The 18933-nt window shown below is 70.7% G+C and carries 18 protein-coding genes; 9 read left to right on the top strand and 9 right to left on the bottom strand.

The features are described from left to right. Window positions 1–153 (top strand): methylmalonyl-CoA mutase family protein (locus tag EF387_RS44895; protein ID WP_155589840.1); only part of this gene is annotated, 153 nt, incomplete at its 5' end. Between the two features lie 88 nt (window positions 154–241). On the opposite strand, the gene EF387_RS44890 is transcribed toward EF387_RS44895, so the two are convergent. After that, window positions 242–934 (bottom strand): FadR/GntR family transcriptional regulator, encoded by a 693-nt coding sequence (locus EF387_RS44890; protein WP_128382351.1) that lies wholly within the window; start codon window positions 932–934, stop codon window positions 242–244. A gap of 322 nt (window positions 935–1256) precedes the next feature. Here EF387_RS44890 and EF387_RS44885 point away from each other — a divergent pair, with 322 nt between their 5' ends. The 4 genes from EF387_RS44885 to EF387_RS44875 all read left to right on the top strand — a co-directional run bounded on the left by EF387_RS44885 (window position 1257) and on the right by EF387_RS44875 (window position 5814). Then, window positions 1257–2564, top strand: coding sequence for an enolase C-terminal domain-like protein (locus EF387_RS44885; protein ID WP_128382350.1), 1308 nt, complete (start codon window positions 1257–1259; stop codon window positions 2562–2564). Next, window positions 2561–2719 carry a hypothetical protein gene (locus EF387_RS46960; protein ID WP_155589839.1) on the top strand — a complete coding sequence of 53 codons (159 nt, stop codon included), beginning with the start codon at window positions 2561–2563 and terminating at the stop codon, window positions 2717–2719. The genes EF387_RS44885 and EF387_RS46960 overlap by 4 nt, the downstream gene beginning before the upstream one ends. Before the next feature lie 177 nt (window positions 2720–2896). Continuing rightward, window positions 2897–3208: a hypothetical protein gene (locus tag EF387_RS44880; protein ID WP_202918585.1), complete on the top strand. Its 312-nt coding sequence runs from the start codon at window positions 2897–2899 to the stop codon at window positions 3206–3208. 161 nt (window positions 3209–3369) lie between these two features. Then, window positions 3370–5814, top strand: coding sequence for a glycosyl hydrolase family 95 catalytic domain-containing protein (locus EF387_RS44875; RefSeq protein ID WP_128382349.1), 2445 nt, complete (start codon window positions 3370–3372; stop codon window positions 5812–5814). A gap of 212 nt (window positions 5815–6026) precedes the next feature. Here EF387_RS44875 and EF387_RS44870 read toward each other — a convergent pair whose 3' ends face one another. Beyond that, on the bottom strand, window positions 6027–7409 hold the full coding sequence (locus EF387_RS44870; protein WP_420802708.1) for a methylmalonyl-CoA mutase family protein: 1383 nt from the start codon (window positions 7407–7409) through the stop codon (window positions 6027–6029). A gap of 101 nt (window positions 7410–7510) precedes the next feature. Here EF387_RS44870 and EF387_RS44865 point away from each other — a divergent pair, with 101 nt between their 5' ends. Together EF387_RS44865 and EF387_RS44860 are read left to right on the top strand one after the other, a co-directional pair. Beyond that, window positions 7511–10144, top strand: a complete 2634-nt coding sequence (locus EF387_RS44865) for a helix-turn-helix transcriptional regulator (protein WP_128382347.1) — start codon at window positions 7511–7513, stop codon at window positions 10142–10144. Window positions 10145–10347: 203 nt separating this feature from the next. Further along, window positions 10348–10554 (top strand): acyl-CoA carboxylase subunit epsilon, encoded by a 207-nt coding sequence (locus tag EF387_RS44860; protein ID WP_128382346.1) that lies wholly within the window; start codon window positions 10348–10350, stop codon window positions 10552–10554. Between the two features lie 493 nt (window positions 10555–11047). Here EF387_RS44860 and EF387_RS44855 read toward each other — a convergent pair whose 3' ends face one another. Further along, window positions 11048–11746, bottom strand: coding sequence for a helix-turn-helix transcriptional regulator (locus EF387_RS44855; RefSeq protein WP_128382345.1), 699 nt, complete (start codon window positions 11744–11746; stop codon window positions 11048–11050). Window positions 11747–12159: 413 nt separating this feature from the next. Here EF387_RS44855 and EF387_RS44850 point away from each other — a divergent pair, with 413 nt between their 5' ends. Continuing rightward, window positions 12160–12678, top strand: a complete 519-nt coding sequence (locus EF387_RS44850) for a S8 family serine peptidase (protein ID WP_128382352.1) — start codon at window positions 12160–12162, stop codon at window positions 12676–12678. Between the two features lie 178 nt (window positions 12679–12856). Here EF387_RS44850 and EF387_RS44845 read toward each other — a convergent pair whose 3' ends face one another. The 4 genes from EF387_RS44845 to EF387_RS49840 all read right to left on the bottom strand — a co-directional run bounded on the left by EF387_RS44845 (window position 12857) and on the right by EF387_RS49840 (window position 17306). Next, window positions 12857–13051, bottom strand: a complete 195-nt coding sequence (locus EF387_RS44845) for a hypothetical protein (RefSeq protein WP_128382344.1) — start codon at window positions 13049–13051, stop codon at window positions 12857–12859. 356 nt (window positions 13052–13407) lie between these two features. Continuing rightward, window positions 13408–15048: a phosphoglucomutase (alpha-D-glucose-1,6-bisphosphate-dependent) gene (gene pgm / locus EF387_RS44835; protein ID WP_128382343.1), complete on the bottom strand. Its 1641-nt coding sequence runs from the start codon at window positions 15046–15048 to the stop codon at window positions 13408–13410. A gap of 269 nt (window positions 15049–15317) precedes the next feature. Further along, window positions 15318–16400, bottom strand: coding sequence for a class I SAM-dependent methyltransferase (locus tag EF387_RS44830; RefSeq protein WP_128382342.1), 1083 nt, complete (start codon window positions 16398–16400; stop codon window positions 15318–15320). A gap of 663 nt (window positions 16401–17063) precedes the next feature. Next, a complete protein-coding gene (locus tag EF387_RS49840) occupies window positions 17064–17306 on the bottom strand; it encodes a hypothetical protein (protein WP_338058168.1) in 243 nt (80 codons plus the stop codon). Between the two features lies 1 nt (window position 17307). Between EF387_RS49840 and EF387_RS49835 the strand changes: the two genes are divergently transcribed. After that, window positions 17308–17664, top strand: coding sequence for a CAP domain-containing protein (locus tag EF387_RS49835; RefSeq protein ID WP_338058167.1), 357 nt, complete (start codon window positions 17308–17310; stop codon window positions 17662–17664). A gap of 57 nt (window positions 17665–17721) precedes the next feature. Here EF387_RS49835 and EF387_RS44820 read toward each other — a convergent pair whose 3' ends face one another. After that, window positions 17722–18348 carry a class I SAM-dependent methyltransferase gene (locus EF387_RS44820; protein WP_128382340.1) on the bottom strand — a complete coding sequence of 209 codons (627 nt, stop codon included), beginning with the start codon at window positions 18346–18348 and terminating at the stop codon, window positions 17722–17724. A 244-nt stretch (window positions 18349–18592) separates the two neighbouring features. Then, window positions 18593–18933, bottom strand: a 341-nt coding sequence (locus EF387_RS44815; protein ID WP_476691254.1) for a ferredoxin reductase domain-containing protein, incomplete at its 5' end; no start/stop codon positions are given.

The following is an 18933-nucleotide window of genomic DNA, read 5'->3' as shown; positions in this document are numbered from 1 at the left end:
GCGGCGCTGGCGGACCTGAAGAAGGCGGCGGAGGGCACCGACAACGTCCTCTACCCGATGAAGGACGCCCTGCGGGCGCGGGCGACCGTGGGCGAGGTGTGCAACGCGCTACGGGAGGTCTGGGGCACGTACATCCCCATGGACGCGTACTGAGCTTGTCCTACCGTTCTGGCGCGGGATGACGGCGGGGGTTCTGTGGAATCCGTATGGTCGGGAACTTCCTTGTTGTCAGGCCGCCTGCCTACGAGGGGCCGTCTCGGTCAAGGTGCGCGCGCAGCCACTGCTCGGTGGTGCTGACGTGCATGAGGGCGGCGGCCTGGGCGAGCCCGGCGTCGCCGGCGGCCAGTGCCTGGTAGATCGCCTCGTGCTCGACCAGAGTGCGGTCGGCGGCATGGTCGTCGACCAGTCCGCGCCAGACACGTGCGCGCAGTGTCCGGCTCGCGATGCCCTCCAGCAGGGTGGCGAGCGTGGCGTTGCCGGTGGCCGCGATCACCGCCCGATGGAAGGCGGCGTCGTGTTCGTTGAGCCGCTCCACGTCGTCGCAGGCCGCCCGCATCGCCTCCAGGTGTCGCTCCACCTCAGCGAGTTCGGCGGCCGAGATGCGGGTGGCGGCCAGCCCGGTGGCGACCGGCTCGAACAGCCGACGGACCTCGGTGAGCTCCAGCAGGGTGTCGCCGCGCAGCAGCTCCACCGCGGATCCGATGCCGCTCAGCAGCAGTTCCGGTTCCAGGCTGGTCACGTACGTGCCGTCGCCGCGCCGGATCTCCAGCACCCGCGAGACGACCAGCGCCTTCACCGCCTCCCGCATCAGATTGCGGGACAGCCCCAGCTCCGCGGCGAGCTGCTGCTCGGGCGGAAGCTTGGCCCCAGGCGGAAGCTCCCCCGACTGGACGAGCTCCCTGATGCGGTCGATGGCCTTGTCGGTCAATGACATGCTTCGCCGTCCCTCCACCCTGCTGCGTGCCCAGCCGCACTGTAGCAATCCATCCCATGTCCTCCGAAGACATGGGATGGCTCACCCGCGGCCGACTCAGTCGGCAGATCGCATCTCCGCAGGTGGCCAGGTCAGTTACAGAAATTTTGTTCACACGTATAGACACAACCATTTGGCTGGCGCTAAACCCGTCCCATGTCTGTTTCACGGGCGTGTGGTGCCTGTTGCTCCACAGGAACGTGCGACCAAACACAGGACGACAGGTGGCTGCCATGACCCCGAACCGACGACACTGCCCCCCGGGCCGGGATGGCCGGGCACCATGACCGAACTGATCAACTCCGTCGAAGCTGTGGACGTACGGTTCCCGACCTCGCTCGAACTCGACGGCTCCGACGCCATGAACCCCGAACCCGATTACTCCGCCGCATACGTGACGATCCGTACGAGCGGCGGCGACAAGGGCTGCGGCCTGGCTTTCACCGTGGGGCGCGGAAACGACGTGGAAGTCGCCGCCGTACGGGCCCTGGCCCCGCTGGTGGTGGGACTGCCGGTGGCGGAGGTCCTGGGCGACCTCCACGGCTTCTCCCGGCGGTTGACCGGCGACAGCCAACTGCGCTGGCTGGGACCGGAGAAGGGCGCCATTCACATGGCCGCCGCGGCGATCGTCAACGCCGTATGGGACCTGTACGGGCGCCGCACCGGGAAGCCGGTCTGGCGGCTCCTGTCCGAGCTGTCCCCGGAACAGCTGGTCGACCTGGTCGACTTCCGCTACCTCGAGGACGCGCTGACCCGTGACGAAGCCCTGGACATCCTGCGCCGCGCCGAGCCCGGCCGCGCCGAACGCACCGCGCACCTGCTGGAGCACGGATACCCGGCGTACACCACGACGCCCGGTTGGCTCGGCTACGACGACGACAAGCTGGTGCGGCTGTCCAAGGAGGCGGTCGCCGACGGATTCTCCCAGATCAAGCTGAAGGTGGGCGTCGACCGAGACGCCGACGTCCGCCGCCTGCGGCTGGCCCGCCAGGCGGTCGGCCCGGACATCCGGATCGCCGTCGACGCCAACCAGGCGTGGGGAGTTCAGCAGGCGATCGACTGGATGCGGTCCCTCGTCCCCTACGACCCGTACTGGATCGAGGAACCCACCTCACCCGACGACATCCTCGGACACGCCGCCGTCCGGAAGGCGCTGGCGCCGGTCAAGGTGGCCACCGGTGAACACACGCACAACCAGGTGATGTTCAAGCAGTTCCTCCAGGCGGGGGCGCTCGACGTCCTGCAGATGGACGCCAGCCGTACCGCCGGCGTCACCGAGAACGTCGCCATCCTGCTGCTGGCCGCCAAGTTCGGCGTGCCCGTCTGCCCGCACGCCGGCGGGGTCGGCCTGTGCGAAATGGTGCAGCACCTGGCGATGTTCGACTACGTGGCCGTCAGCGGCACCCATGAGAACCGCGTGATTGAGTACGTGGACCATCTGCACGAGCATTTCACCGACCCTGTGAGGATCCGGGACGGCCACTATCTCGCGCCGACCGCTCCAGGTATCAGCGCCGAAATGCACCCGGCCTCCGTGGCAGCCCACAGCTACCCGGACGGTGCCGTGTGGAAGGGGAAGGCCGGCGCATGAGCATCAGCGCGCCCGAGTTGGCGGGTCTCAGGAAGGTCCTCACCAACTGCGCCGGCGGCACCGGCCCGGCCATCGCACGGTTGCTCGCCGCCCGAGGGACGCACATCTTACGCTCCGGAAGCTGCGTCGACTGCGTCAACCGCCGACGCCGCTGACACTCCGTGGATCGGGCGCCCGCTGAAGCGCTCCGCCGATCCCGAAGCCGAACGCGCCCCCCTCAACGCCCCCCCACCCATGGGAACTTGGTCACGACCGACGAGGCGAGGCCGCCAACCTCCCCATGATGGCGGCGGCCTCCGGCCACGCCCTCGCCGTTTCGCAACACACAGGCGGTGTCCAAGGACACCAAGTCGCCGGACGGATACGAGCGCCGGCTTTTCGAAGCCACCAAGCTCTACGAGCCGCACGCGGACAAGTCCCATATGTTCCCGTACGGGGAGGCGTGGATCGACCCGGCGAAGGCGGGCGAACTCGCCACGCTCCAGACGAACATCGGCACCTTCGTACAGCAGAGCGCCGTGCAGTTCATCAGCGGCAAGAAGTCCCTAGACTCCGACTGGGACTCGTACCTCAAGAACCTCGACCAGCTCGGGTTGAAGAGCTTCCTACAGATCTACCAGCAGGCCTATGACAAGTCGCACTGACAGGGGGTGGCCGGTGCCGTCGGGCGCCGCAGACGGGTACCGGCCATCTCGCTCGACGCGAACGACCCGGTGGAGCGCTCCGCGGGGACCTGCACGGTCATCCGTCTTCGCCGCCCCTGCGTCGGCCGGTGACGCTCCTCCCCACGAAGGACAGGAACACGATGCACTCCCCACGCTCCCACGCGGGCGCCGCGACCGCGCCCACACCGGCCCAGGCTGCGCTGCCCGACCGGGGGATACATGACACCCACCCCGCCGAGTCGTGGACCGACGGCTTCCTCACCGGCAACGGCGAGTACGGGGCCGTGGTGTACGGGGATCCGGCACTGGAGAAGGTCGTCTTCAACCACCACCGCCTCGTCCTGCCGAACGGCACCCGCGACCTCACCCCGCCCGTGCTCGCCGATCGGCTGGAAACCATCCGGGACAAGGCGCTGGCCGGGGACTACGCCGGAGCCGGCCGCGACTTCGCCGCCGGGTGGGAGCTGCGTTGGACCCAGACGTACCATCCCGCGTACGAGCTCCGGATCGCCACCGCGAACGGCCTTGTCTCCGACCAGTACCACCGGTACATCCGGAGCACCGATTTCCGCACGGGCGAGGTCACCTCCGCCTGGACCGACGGGCACGGCACCTGGTCCCGCCGGATCTTCGTCTCCCGCGCCGACCGGGTCATCGTCCACGAACTGGCGCCGGCCCCAGGCCGTACCGTCGATGTCGCCCTGAGCGTGCACACCGCGCTCGACGACAATCCGACCGACCACGGCGGAGGCGACGACCTGCACACCCGCGTGTCGTTCACCACCCTGGCCGAGACCGGTGAGGGCTCCGGGTGGCTCAATCTGCGCGCCACCTACCCCGAGGGCATGGGAGCGTACGGCTACGAGGGCGTCACCCGCGTCGTACCCACTGGGGGCACGGTCGCCGTCAGCGGCTCGACCGTCGTGGTCACGGGGGCTGCCAGGCTCACACTCCTCACCCGACTGGAGCGTCACGAGACGCCGCCCGCCCGGGAAGCCCGGCACCTGCACGCAGGGCTCGCCGCCCTGGAAGACGATTACGAGGCGCTGCTCGGCCGGCACACAGAGATCCACTCCGAACTGTACGACCGCTCCCGCCTCGACCTGAACGTCCCCGAGGCCGACCGCCGACTGCCGACCACGGAGCTGATCACACGTCAGAACGCCGACCGCGGCACCATCAGTCCGGCCCTGCTGGAGCGACTCTACGACTCAGGCCGCTACCTCTTCCTCAGCTCCAGCGGCATCCTGCCGCCCCGCCTGACCGGTATCTGGACGGGGGCGTGGACCGCCGCCTGGGCCGGTGACTTCACCACCGACGCCAACGTCAACCTCCAGGTGGCCGGCGGCACCACCCTGGACCTGGCGGAGGCCATGCAAGGCTACTTCGACCTGATTCTCGGCCAGCTCGACCACTGGCGGACCAACGCCAGGAACCTCTACGGTGCGCGTGGCTTCCTCGCCCCCTCCCGCACGGACGGCGAGTACGGGCACATGCTCCACTTCAACGGCAGCGACTTCCCGGGCCATTGCTGGACCGGCGGCGCCGACTGGCTGCTCCACCCGCTCCTGGAGTACTACGAGACCACCGGGGACCAGGCCTTCCTCCGGCACAAGCTCGGTCCCGCGCTGATGGAACTGGCCCTGTTCTACGAGGACTTCCTCACCCGCAGCGACGCGAACGGCAACGCGGTCTTCGTGCCGTCGTTCTCCATGGAGAACGCCCCGGACAACACCGGCGTGTGCCTGTCGATCAACGCCACCGGCGACATCACGGCCGGCAAACACGCGCTCCGCGCCGCCATCGACGCCGCCAACGCCCTCGGCGTGGAACAGGCCGTCGGCGAGGGCGTCGAACGCTGGACGGCGCTGCTCGACCGGATCCCCGACTACCGGATCAATGAGGACGGCGCGCTCGCCGAATGGTCCTGGCCCGGCCTGACCGACCGCTACGACCACCGTCACATCCAGCACCTGTACGGCGCCTGGCCCCTGCACGAGATCAACCCCGAGGAGCGGCCCGACCTCGTGCCTCGGGCCCTCAAGGCGCTCGAACTGCGCGGAGACCAGAATCTCTCCGCGCACGGCAGCCTGCATCGCGCCCTGGTGGCCGCACGGCTCAAGGACGGCGCCAAGGTCTACGACAACCTTCGGAAGATCATAGGTAGCGACATGCTCTTCCGGTCGCTGATGACCTCCCACAACCCCGGGAGGCACATCTACAACGCGGACGCCGCGCACGCCCTGCCCGCCGTGCTGGCCGAGGCACTGCTCTGCACGAGGCCAGGCGTGCTGGAACTCCTGCCCGCGCTGCCCGAGCAGTGGGACAGAGGCAGGATCACCGGCATCCGGGGCCGAGGCGGAATCCGCGTGCACAGCCTGGACTGGGATCTGCCCCGCCGTACCGCCACTGTGACCGTCACCTCGGAGCAGACCCAGGACGTCACCCTGATCAGCCGCCGCGGCATGACCTCCGTCACCACCTCCGCGCACGTCGGCCCGTCCACGCTGGGCCCCCATGCCAGGAGGGTCTGCCTCACCAGCGGACAACGCACCCGGATCACGGTCTCCCTGCCTACCGCCTGACACACACTGCCGTCCCGAGCGACGAACGGGTTCCGAACGCGAAAGGCGGCAAAGCCGTCGGGAAGAGCCACAGCGTCCTGGGTGGGCGGCCACTACGAGGCCGAACTGCGGCGCACGCGCGAGGGCCGGCGCGTCAGCCGCATGTCCGCTCGGGTCATATGGACTATCCCCGGCCGGCACGTACAGGTCGTGGCGGGTTGCCGGGGGCGACGTCACAGCGCTCCGGCGGACGCGGCCGCAGAGGCGACGACGCCGGTCTCGTACGTCCCCCATACCTGGCGCAGTGCGTCACAGACCTCGCCCACCGTGGCTCCGGACGCCAGCGCCTGCTTCATCGGGTAGAGGACGTTGTCGCTGCCCCCGGCGGCCTTGCGCACCGCGACGAGCGCGTCGTCCACCCGATCGGCGCTCCGCCAGGCGCGCAGTTTGGCCAGGCGTTCGGCCTGGTGCTGCTCGATGGCTCGGCCGGGGTAAGCCAGCTCGTACGGTTCGTCCGCGTCGGGCCGGTGACGGTGGGCGTTGCGCGCGATCGCGTCCCTCTGGAAGCCCTGTTCCACGGCCGCGACCGCGCCGCCCAGGTCCTCCACCTGCCCGATCAGCTCCATCGCGGCGGCCTCCACGTCGTCGGTCCGCCTCGTCACGGCGCGGCCGACCGCGGCCGAAGCCGCTCCGGTGGTGACGTCCGGCTCCTGGGACCGCGTACGGCCGAGGACCGTGGCCAGCCCCCGGACAGCCCTGCGCACCGGCATCCACGGCGCCGGGCTCCGCGCGCCGAACCGCTCGCTCAACACCCGCGCCCAGATGCGGTGGGCCGCACGCAACGTGGCCACCTCCTCCCGCACGGTGCCCCGCGGGGCGAAGGAGAACGACAGCCGAGACGCGAAGTCGTCCACGTCCATCCCGCACGCGACCGCCGCACGCACGTACTCGAAGCCACCGGCCAGCGTGAAGGCGATCTCCTGCGCGGGCGACGCCCCCGCCTCCGCCATGGAAACCCCCGAGATCGAGAGCGGGTTCCACTGCGGCAGCTGCGCACGGCAGTACGTGAAGACGTCCGCCGCCAGGCGGAGTGACGGCCTCGGCGGGAAGATCCACCTGCCCCGGGCGACGTACTCCGTCAACACGTCGTTGTGGACCGCGCCGGCCAACCCCTCGGGGCGCGCGCCCTGTTCCTCGGCGGCCAACTGGTACAGCAGCAGGAGCACACCCGCCGGCGCGTTGACCGCCATGGACGTGGACACCCTGTCCAGCGGTATCCCGGCGAACAGCACCCGCATGTCGTCGAGGGAGTCCACCGCCACCCCCGCCCTGCCGACCTGACCGTGACCGGTCGGGTCGTCGGAGTCGTGGCCGCGCTGCGTGGGCAGGTCGAAGACGACCGGCAGCTCCGTCGTACCGCGCGCGACCAACTGCCGGTAACGGGCGTTGGATTCGGCGGCGGTACCGGAACCAGTGTACTGGCGCACAGTCCGGGGGCGAACGGTGAACATCGGCGCTCTTCCCTCCCAAGGGCCCGGCCCGAAGCGGGCGTGCCGCGGGCCGTCACCATGAGGGGCGGCGCTAAAGCCCGGTTGGGGCGGCGACCTTTCCGGCACTTCCTGCCGTGCAACCACTGGCCATCGCCCCGGGCTCGTGCGCGGCACCGCCTTCCTGAACAGTGTGGACGGGAAGGGAAGCCGACCGGGAGGACAGGCCCATGGTGCTCCTGCACCGCGAGGACGAACGCGCGCGGCTGGACAAGGCCCTGCGCGCCTGCACCGCCGGCACGGCCCAGCTCGTGCTCGTGGAAGGTGCCCCCGGCTGCGGCAAGACCAGATTCCTGCAGCACGCCGCCGACGCCGCCGCCGACCGCGGACTCACCGTGCTGCACGCCGCCGCGGACCCCGCCACCGGCCGCCAGGACCACGCGCTGCTGCGCCGGCTCGCCGCATGCCCCACCGGAGACCTGCCCCGCCCCGCGCCGGGACCGGACGCGACCTGCACCGGTTTCGCAGCCCTGCTGCGTGCGGCCTGCGCGAGCGGCCCGGTGGCCCTGTGCGTCGACGACCTGCAGTACGCCGACCGTGCCTCGCTCGCCGAACTGCTGCGGCTCGTCCACGAATTGCACGACGCGCCGCTGTTGACGGTGCTCGCCCGGTCCCCGCACCACCGCACGGACGGCTCGGGACTGCACACCGAACTGCTGCGCCACCAGGGTTTCGCCCGCATCTCCCTCGCCCGCCTGGATGCTCGGAGCACCGCCGAGCTGGCCCACTTCTGGGGTGCGCCGGTGCAGGCGGAAGCGACCGCGCGCCTTGGCCGCCTCAGCGGCGGGAACCCGCTGCTGGTGCGCGCCCTGCTGGCCGAGACGGGTGGCGCCGGCGAAGGCCGGACCGGGTGGCCGGAGCCCGAACCCGGTGGTCCGTTCGCCGAGGCGTTCGCGACCTGTGTGCGACGCTGCGGTTCCGCCGCCCGACGGCTCGCCCTCGCCCTCGCCGTCCTCGGACCGCAGGCCGACCTGCCGCGGGCCGCCCGGCTCGCCCGGCTGGGCACCGACGCCGTCGCCCGGGCGAAGGACGCACTCGACGCCGCGGGACTCGTCGTCGGTGCCCGGCTGCCCCACCCGACGGCCGAGTCCGCCGTGCTCGGCATGGTCCCCGCCGCACAGCGCCGCTCCCTGCACCGGGACGCCGCCCGCGTCCTCCACGACGCCCTGGCCGAACCGGTCGTCGTGGCGGCCCAGTTGCTCGCCGCGCAGGCGGCCACGTACGAATGGGAGATCCAGGCACTGCGGGATGCCGCCCGACAGGAACCGTTCGCACACGACGACCCCCACGGCGCCCAGGCCTGCCTCCGGCTGGCCCTCGCCGGCTGCCTCGACGAACCCACACGGCTCGGGGTCAGCCTCCAACTCGCCGCCCACACCTGGCGATTGCACCCGGCCGCGGCACACCATCTCCTCGACGAGCCCCAGGCGGCCCTGCGCGCCGGTCGGCTGTCCTGCGCCGACTCCGGATGGCTGGCTCACCTGCTGGCGGTCCAGGGCCGAGTCGAGGAGGCCGACGAGGTTCTCGTCCGCATGGCCGGGGACTCCCGTCCGGCCCCCGACGGACTGCCGCGCGTCCTGCTCGCCGAGTTCCCAGTCACACACGAGCGCCCCGGCGGACAGGTCCCCCGCGCCGCCGCTCGGTGGCTTCGCCCGAGCACCCCCGACGAGGTACCGGCGGCCGAACGGCTGCTCGCCGAAACGCCGCTGACCCAGGCCACCTTCGACTCCCTCGCCCGGGCCGTGCGCACCCTGGTCCAGCACCGTCCGCAGCGGGCCGTGGACTGGTGCGGCCGGCTCGGCGGGCAGATCCCCGCCCGGGACGCCTCCGGTTGGCAGGCCGCCTTCACCACGGCACACGCCGAGTCCCTGCTGCGGCTCGGCGACCTCGGGGGCGCGCGAAGGGAGGCGACGGCCGCTCTCGACCACCTCGCCGGCCGCGGCGGCCTCTTCCTGCTCGCCCCGCTCGCCGTGCTGATCCAGGCACTCACGGAACAGGGCGAGTACGCGACGGCGGCCCTGCACCTGCACCCCACCCTGCCCGGCGAGCCGTACTCCACCGTGCACGCCCTCGCGTTCCAGCGCGCACGCGGCCGCCACCACCTGGCCACCGGGCGCCCCCAAGCGGCTCTGGAGGAGTTCCTGGAGGCCGGCCGGGTCGCCGGGCGCTGGGCGACCGACCAGCCCGAGCTGGTGCCCTGGCGCACCGACGCCGCGGAGGCACTGCTGTCCCTCGGACGCCCGGCCGAGGCACAGGTCCTGGTGGCCGAGCAACTCGCGCTTCCAGGGGCCACCGGTGCACGGGTCCGGGGCGTGACGCTCAGGCTGAGCGCCGCCACGGCGGAGCCCCGGCGCCGTGTCGAGCTGCTGATCGGCGCGGTCGACGAGCTCCGTGACTACGGGGACCGCCTCGAACTGGCCCGTTGCCTGGCCGACCTGGGCAATGCCCTGCGGCTGAGCGGCGAGGGCACCCGGGCGGGGACGATCACCCGGCGGGCCTGGCAACTGGCGGGCGACTGCGGCGCGGTACCGCTGCGCGAGCGGATACGGCCCGCCGCGGCTCCGCCGCGCGCCGCACGCCCCGTCGGCAGCCGGGACACCGCCCGGCTCAGCGGTTCCGAGGAACGGGTGGCGGCCCTCGCCGCCCAGGGCCACACCAACCGGGAGATAGCGGCGAAACTCTTCGTCAGCTCCAGCACGGTCGAGCGCCACCTCACCTGCGCATACCGCAAACTCGGCATCTCCCGACGCCAGGACCTGCCCCTGGACCTGCGGACGCGCACGTTCGAACAGCCCGGTCACTGAACGGACGGCCCGGTCGGCGACGAAACCGGACTTCTGACCTCAGGCGCCCCTTCCCAACACCGGCTTGCGGGTGGGGCGATGCCCGGAATGCCTGGTCCGCCCCCGCGCTCACCATTCCTCGAGCGGAGCGACAGCGGGTGTCGAGCGGGATACCCGACAGTATCCGCAGGACCTGAGGACAGGCACCGGCGAGAGGAAGAGGCATGAACGATCCGGGCCGTGGCCGACTCGCCGTGCGCGTCGAGCGGGGGCAGGCGAGTGACGAGGAACTGACCGCGCTCACGATCGTGCTGCTCGCGTTACGGGCGGGCAGGGAGCCGGCGGATCAGGACGAGAACAAGGCCCCTCACGGGGGCCTTCGCTGGTGGCACAGGCCGGACGCGTACAAGGCACCGCAGAGCTGGCGGTGACGCGCGGCTCCGCCCGGACGAACCCGATTTGACGCCGGGACGGGCCAGTCCGGCCTGTCGGGCCCAGTCCGGCCAGTCCCGGCCGTCGGGCCAGTCGGGCCAGTCGGGCCTGTCGGGTGGCAGCGGGTCGGGGCTGCCGGGTGGCAGCGGGTCGTGGCTGTCCCCGGGCTCTGCGACACACGGCATGGCCGGGTTCTCCCGAGCGTGTGGCCGCGGGCCGTGCCCGGAATGCGTGGTGGGGCGCGACCGGTGCCGGCCGGGCCGCTTGCTGTCTCCGCAATCCTGGGCGCCGCCGCCGGAACCCGGGCACGCCGTCCGGGACCTGGGGCGCCGCCGCCAGAACCCCGGGCGCCCTCGCCGGGCCCCTGCGCGCCGCCACGGTTACGGTCCTGACGTCACCCGCTTCGGCCGGCGCCCGCCGGGAAGCAGGGCGGCGGGGCACGACCCGTGCGGGAGCCGTCGTCCTGTGCCGCCCGGCCGGGTCGGTCGGGACCTACTTGATGAACTCCGGCGGTACACGCGGGGGCCACTGTCCCACTGTCAGCATTCCCAGGGAATGGGCACGTGCTACGAGGGCGGCTCGGTTCGGAGCCTTGAGCTTCCGGAGCATCAGCCCGACGTGGTACTCGACGCCCTGCCGGCTGAGGTAGAGGCGCGCGGCGAGCTGGACGGTGGAGGCTCCGGCGGCGACACCCTCCAGGACCTGCGCGTCGAGCTTGCTCAGCAGCCGCTCCCGGGAACGGACGACCGGCTCCTCGGAGACCGCGGCCGCGGTCTCCTGGTCGGGGCGCACCTGGACGACGATGCCGGCGAGGTCACCGCTGGTGTCGTGGACCGCGATCCCGGTGAGGCCGGCGGAGAACACGCGGCCCGAGTCACCGAGGCCGACCATCCGCTCGTCGAAGCGGTTGCACCGCCCTTCCGACAGACGGCTGAAGTGCCGGTCGAGATACGACGGCGAACTCGGATGAAGCAGCTCGTACAGGCTCCGGCCGCAGGTGTCGGCCGAAGTACGTCCGAACTGGCGGGAGAAGTCGGGCTCCGCCGCGACGATGCGCCGCTCCGGGCTGAGATGGGCGGTGTACGTGCGTCGGCCGGCCGCGGGGAGCGACCGGGCAGCGTGCGCATGCCGATGCCCGACTGTGAGGTGGGAGGCGGTCAACCGGTCGTTGGTGGGCAGGACTTCCGTCATTCGAGTAGTCATTGCGACGTACCGGCTTTCTGTATCCAAGTGCGGGACAGTGCATGGCTCGTTGCACGGCCGGCTTTCACACAACGCCGGGCAAACGCCGGAAAACCGTGCTCCGCGGTGCGGGCGGAGGGATGCTGACGACGCGTCCTTGCACCGAGTGCACCACCGGGCGCTTGTGGCTTGTTTGTGTGAGGCATGGGGGCCACTTCGAGCCGGGCCCCTTCACCCCCGGTCACTTCCGGAAGGGCCCGCGGCATCTACCGATCGGACGAGAAGACGTGGCCGTTCGGGTGAGGTGCCGGGCTGTCCGACGAGGCAAGTGTCTGACGCGGCGATCGGCCGGAGTCCGACCGTGACTGTCCCTCAAGTCCTGCTGGGAACGAACCTGTTCGGAAGGGTTTGATCAGGTGGAGATGGAACGCGAGTTCTCCAGCCGGGGGCCGACCGCCGACAACGGCCTGAAGCCCGACCTGTCCGCACCCGGCGTGGACATCATCGCCGCCGAGGCCGTCCACAGCCCGGGAGGCGATCCCGCGACACCCGGCTATGTCTCGTTCTCCGGCACCTCGATGGCCACCCCCGCAGTGGCAGGCGCCGCCGCCATCGTCGCCCAGCAGCATCCGGACTGGACGGGCCAGAGGCTGAAGGCCGCCCTGATGGGATCCGCCAAGCCGCTTGCCGGGCGGAGCGCCTACGCGGCGGGGGCCGGCCGGGTCGACGTCGCTCAGGCCATCCGGCGAACGGTGACCACTGAGCCCGCCTCCGTCGATCTCGGCGTCCAGCAGTGGCCGCACGGCGATGACCAGCCGGTCCGTCGCACCCTCACCTACAGCAACCTCGGGGACCGGCCGGGACTGGACGGCGCTCAGGGCGCGCCCTCGACACCGTCGTCGAGCGCTACCGCCGAGACCCGGTCGACGCGCTCAGAATGACCCGCATGGTCCTGGACACCCCCGCTCTGTGAGCACGGCAGCTGGAGAAGCAGCGCGGCCGGCAGCCCATGCTGGCGCAGGCCCTCGCGGAGCGCTCGGGCCTTCGGCCGGTCCTGGAGGAAGCACGCCCTGTGCACCACCGAGGGCCGCTATGCGCTCCCGCCGGTCCGGCCGATGGCTACCGTCCGTCTGTGGTCGACGGCGGTTCCGACGCATGCGGTGCGGAAGGGCTCACCGAAGTGGAGACGGTCGGCGCAGGCGATGCCGCGCCGCTTTCCGCCTGCAGCACGAGGACGACCGCGATGGCCGCCGCAGTGGGAACCGCCATCGCGGCCAGCAGCCATGGGTTGATCGTTCTCGCGTGTGCGGCCATGACCCCCTCCTTGCTCGGGGCCAGAGTACGCGTGCGGCGGGGGGAGCGCTGCCGGAATTCCGGATCGCCGGTCTCCGGATCGGCGGTCTCCGGATCGGCGGTCTCCGGATCGGCGGTCTCCGGATCGGCGGTCTCCGGATCGGCGGTCTCCGGATCCTCGATCTCCGATCGCCGCTCTCCGGATCGTCGGTCACCGCATCGACGGTCACGGGTCGACGGTCACCGGATCGCCGGTCGGCTCCGGCCCGACGGTCGTAACGCCGCCCGGATTCCCTGAGAGCCTGTGTCACACGCCCGACGCCAACGTGACACAGGCTCTGAGCGCCGGCAGACCACCGCCGGCGCTCGGCCCCCCGTCAGTCGCCCAGTGCCCCCATCACCACGCCCTTGGCCTCTTCCTGGACCTGGCGGAGGTGGTCCGGGCCCAGGAACGACTCGCCGTAGATCTTGTAGACGTCCTCGGTGCCCGAGGGCCGGGCCGCGAACCAGGCGTTCTCGGTGGTCACCTTGATGCCGCCGATGGCCGCACCGTTGCCCGGCGCTTCGGTGAGTACGGCGGTGACCGGCTCGCCGGCGAGGGTGTCGGCGGTGACCTGGGCCGGGGAAAGCTTGGCCAACTTGGCCTTCTCCTCCCGGGTCGCCGGCGCGTCGATGCGGGCGTACGCGGGCTCACCGAAGCGTGCGGTGAGCGCGGCGTAGTGCTGGGACGGGGTCTTGTCGGTGACGGCCGTGATCTCGGAGGCGAGCAGGGCCAGGATGATGCCGTCCTTGTCCGTGGTCCACACCGAACCGTCCCGGCGCAGGAACGACGCTCCCGCGGACTCCTCCCCGCCGAAACCGAGCGATCCGTCGACCAGCCCGTCCACGAACCACTTGAATCCGACGGGCACTTCGACCAGTCGGCGGCCGAGGTCGGCGGCGACCCGGTCGATCATGCCGGAGGAGACCAGCGTCTTACCAACACCCGCGTCGGCCGGCCAGTCCGTGCGGTGGGCGTACAGGTAGGAGATGGCCGCGGCGAGGTAGTGGTTGGGGTTCATCAGCCCGGCGTCCGGGGTGACGATGCCGTGCCGGTCCGCGTCGGCGTCGTTGCCGGTCGCGATCTGGAAGAGGTCGCGCTGCTCGATGAGGGAGGCCATCGCGTACGGGGAGCTGCAGTCCATGCGGATCTTGCCGTCCCAGTCCAGCGTCATGAAGCGCCAGGTGGGGTCGGTGACGGGGTTGACCACGGTCAGGTCCAGACGGTGCTGCTCCGCGATGCGGCCCCAGTACTCGACGGATGCTCCGCCCAACGGATCCGCGCCGATGCGCACACCGGCGGCCCGGACCGCGTCCAGGTCGAGCACGCTCGGCAGGTCGGAGACGTACGTGCCGAGGAAGTCGTAACGGCCGGTCCCGGGCGCGGCGAGCGCCTGGGCGTACGGCACGCGCCGTACCTCCTTCAGTCCGGCGGCGATGATGTCGTTCGCCCTGTCCTGGATCCAGGACGTCGCGTCCGAGCCCGCCGGGCCGCCGCTGGGCGGGTTGTACTTGAAACCGCCGTCGGCGGGCGGGTTGTGCGACGGGGTCACCACCACTCCGTCGGCAAGGCCAGAGGTGCGGCCCCGGTTGTGGGTCAGGATGGCGTGCGAGACCGCAGGGGTGGGGGTGTAACCGTCCGCGGTGTCGATGAGCACGCTCACGTCGTTGGCCGCGAACACCTCCAGTGCGGTGACCTTCGCCGGCTCGGACAGGGCGTGCGTGTCGGCCCCGATGAAGAGCGGGCCGTCCGTGCCCTGTCGCGCTCGGTATTCGCAGATCGCCTGGCTTGTCGCGGCGATGTGGTCCTCGTTGAAGGCCGCCGCGAGCGACGATCCGCGGTGTCCGGACGTCCCGAACGCCACGCGCTGCCCCGGCTCGCTCGGATCGGGGCGCAACGCGTAGTACGCCGTCACCAGCCGGGCCACATCGATCAGGTCACCGGCTCCGGCGGGCTTACCCGCTCGTTCGTGCTGCATTACGCCTACTCCTCCATATCGGTCCTGCACCCACCAAACGATCCCATCCTCCACCTGCCGGAGAAGGCAAGTCGCACATCAGGCTCTGCTTACGGGCAGCAGGCGCCGCGATCGGGTATCAGGCGCCGTATACGGGAGGAGTCCCGGGAGTACGACGCCAGACCGGGAAATCGGCAACTGCGCTTTTCGGCAGCCGAGTTGGTTCGGTGTGAGCCGTAACGACGAAGTATCCGGCCGTGCCTGGCCGTCCTGGCCTGCCGTCGGCCGCGTCAGCCCTTGGTCGCCACGTAGTAGGCGTTGATCGGGTCGCCCTCCACGGACTTGATGTCGATGACCGTGAACCCGGCCTCTTCCAGCATCCTCGTGGCCGTCTCCTCGCCCCATACCGTGCCGAGGCCGGCTCCCCCGGTGCTGAGGGAGGTGGTCATGCAGTAGAAGACGGAGAACCCGTAGAGCACGGGCCCGAAGGGGTGGCCGATGTTCTTCTCCAGTCTGCTGGAGGCGGCGATGTCGCCCATGAGGAACGTGCCGCCGTCGCGCAGGGCGCCTGCGATCGCGCTGAGCGTCTCGGTCGGCCGCGCCAGATCGTGGATCACGTCGAAGGCGGTGATGAGGTCGTACTCGCCACTGATGTCGGTCGAATCCGCGACGGTGTACTGGACGTTGGTGAGACCGGAGCGGGCCGCCTCGGTGCGCGCGGCCTCGATCCCGGTTTCCGACCGGTCCAGTCCGTGGAAGCGGCTGGCGGGAAAGGCCTGCGCCAGCACCCGGGGGGCGTGCCCCTCACCGGTGCCCACATCCAGGACGTCGATACCGTCACGCAGGCGTTCGGTGAGTCCGGGCACCAGCGGCACGATCGTGTCCACCAGCGCCAGATCGTAGAGCCGGCCGGTCTCCTCGGCCTGCAGCGTCTGGAACCGCGGATAGGCCGCGTAGGGGACGCCTCCGCCGTTCCGGAAGCAGTGCACGACCTGCTGTTCGACCTCGCCCATGAGCGCGACGAAGGGCATCATGCCGGCGAGGTTGTCGGGGCCCGCCTCCGTGGTGAGCGACGCGGCGTGCTCCGGCGGCAGGGCATATGTCCGCCCCTCCGGCTCGTACTCGACGAATCCGCCGACGACCATGCCGCCCAGCCACTCACGCACATAGCGCTCGTCGAGGTCGGCTGCCTTGGCGATGTCGGCGCTGGTCGACGGGGGGAGGCCGGCCAGTGTGTCGAACAGGCCGGTCTGGTGCCCGACGCTGGTGAGGAGGGCCAGTGCCGCCTTGTTGAGCACGTCGACCACTTCGGCGGCGAACGCCTCCTGCTTGGCCGGATCCGGTGCCACCTGCCGTGCTGCGGAATTCGACATGATCGTTCCTCCAGTGGGTTACTGCGAGGCGTCAGCTATATACGGGGATGCTCCATCTATTACTTTATGACGCATTTGCGACTTGAGTCCTGCGGGATATCGAAGGGCGCCCATGACTCGACTCCCGCAGTTCCGTGACATACGTCACAGCACCCCGTAAGCCTGATCGGGTCGGATAGTAGATGCCGCTCTGGCGACAATATGGGATTTGTCCGGCTTGGCATCGACGCGCAGCAGACAAGGACCGACAGGATTCGATTTGCTCGATACTTTCGCCGCTTCTCCCAGAGCAAAGGGTTTCTGACGAGCAAACAGGAGCAGACGCAGGGCACTTCGGCCGACCAGGGGCGCCCCACCCCCGCCGCTACCCGCCATCCGATTCCACTAAGCAAAGTAGTAGGAAGCCCCTTTGCGCTGCCAGCGGTGCCCTCCTAACAATGAGCGCTCGGCGATCACAGGGAGGTAACGCATGGGCAGGCACCGCAAGAAGACGCATTACCGGCAGATAGTCATCGCCTCTGTGGCACTGGGCTCCGTGGGCGTGCCGTCCATCGCGGTGGCCTGTACCGACTGGCAGGAGACGGGACAATCCCGGTTCTACGAGGCCGAGAAGGAATCGGCCTGGGATTCGCGGAGCCACGTCCACCGGAGCGGCGAACGAAATCACCGCTGGAACGGTTCCGAGGACGGCGAGCGGGCTCCGACGGCATCGAAGACTCCGAGCGCCTCGGCGAGCCCCTCCAGCACCGCCACGCCGAAGCCGAAGACCACCGCGCCGAAGCCACGGCCCACCGCGTCTTCCAGCGTTCCGAAAGCCACCGCGTCCGCCGCGGCGCCCTCCACACCCTCGGCGCCGCCGAGCACCCCGAAAGCCACCGCAACGGCCTCCGGAGCGGTCGCTCGCATCGTGCAACTCGTCAACGCCGAGCGCGGCAAGGTCGGTTGCTCGGCCGTGACCCTGAACGCGACGCTGACCAAGGCGGCACAGGCCCACAGCGTGGACATGGCGGCCCACAACAACATGTCGCACACCGGGTCCGACGGATCCACGCCGGGCGACCGGATCACACGCGCCGGCTACGCCTGGAGCACCTACGGGGAGAACGTCGCCTACGGTTACTCGACTCCCGAGCAGGTCATGGCGGGCTGGATGGCCAGTCCCGGCCACCGGGCCAACATCCTCAACTGTGCCTTCAAGGAGATCGGCGTCGGTCTCGCACAGCCCGGGGACTACTGGACCCAGGACTTCGGAACCGCACGGTAGGCGGCGGCAGGGCGGGCCCGTCGATACCGCTGCCCCGGCAAGGGGCAGGGCGCGGGCTCAGGTGGTGGAACGTGAGTGCACACTGACGGCATAGCCGCCGCCTTCGCGGTACGGATCGCCGTCCCAGGTGGCGTAGCGCTGGCGCAGGGTCAGTCCGGCCTGGGCGCACCAGTGGTCGAACTCCGTCAGGGTCACTGGTGGTTCCGGCAGCGGCAGGTGCGCCGCGTCCAGCCCCATGCCCGTGACCAGCAGTCCGCCGGGGCGCAGCGCGGCCGCCAGTTGCCGGATCACGGCTGATTCGGTGCCGGGGGCCAGCAGGGGGATGACGTTCCCGGCGGCGAGCGCCAGATCGAAGTCCGGTTCGAGGCCGAGGGTGTCCAGGCGGGCCAGGTCGCCGTGGAGCCACTCCTGTGTGGGGGCGTTACGGCGGGCGACGGCGAGCATGGAGGGGTCGACGTCCACGCCGGTGCAGTAGTGGCCCAGCTCGGCGAGCCGGATCGCGATCCGGCCGGTGCCGCAGCCGGCGTCGAGTACCCGGGCGCCGGGCTTCAGCAGTGCCGTGCAGAAGGCTGCCTCGCCATGGATGTCGTGGCCCGAGGCGGCGAGCCGCGCGAAACGCCGGGCATACTCCTCCCCGGCTTGCCCGCCTGTCAGTTCCGCCCAACGATCGCGTTGCCCGGTCATGTTCTGCGTACCCTCCGGTCGGCCTCGGCAGCAGGGGCGAGGACAGCGCCATGCGCCGTCCCGCCTTCTCCTGATCGTGAATATCGGCCTCACGGCCTGCTACGAAGGTACGCGGGGCGCGGCTCGAACGTCCGTGCCATTCGAGGAAGGGAAACGGTCCCGAGGACGGGAACCTCCCCGAAGTCACACCCCCCAAGGTCAGCTCGTCCCTTCCCTGCCTTCCGCGCCGGTTGGCCCCCGTGTGTCAGCCCAGGCCGAATCTCTCGGCGTGTACTTGCAGGCGGGGGACGTTCAGGCTGCGCAGGCCGCTGAGGACGGCGGAGGTCATGGCGGGCGGGCCGCAGACGTACACGTCGCGTTCGGTGATGTCGGGAACCAGGGCGCGCAGGCTGTCGGGCTCGAACGGCGGGGTTCCCTCTCCCGTGCGGCCGGTGAGCAGGTGCAGCCGTCCGCCGCGGTCCGCGATCAGGGCTTGTACCTCGCCGGCCAGTACGGCGTCGTCCTGGCTGCGTACCCGGTAGAGCACGACGACGTCGCCGGCCGTTTGTTCCTCCAGCAGGGCTCGGACCGGTGTGATGCCCACGC

It is taken from the genome of Streptomyces cavernae (genome assembly GCF_004023625.1).
Taxonomy (GTDB): Bacteria; Actinomycetota; Actinomycetes; order Streptomycetales; family Streptomycetaceae; genus Streptomyces; species Streptomyces cavernae.
Note: the sequence above shows the minus strand (reverse complement) of the source record. Positions and strands in the feature narration are given on the sequence as shown.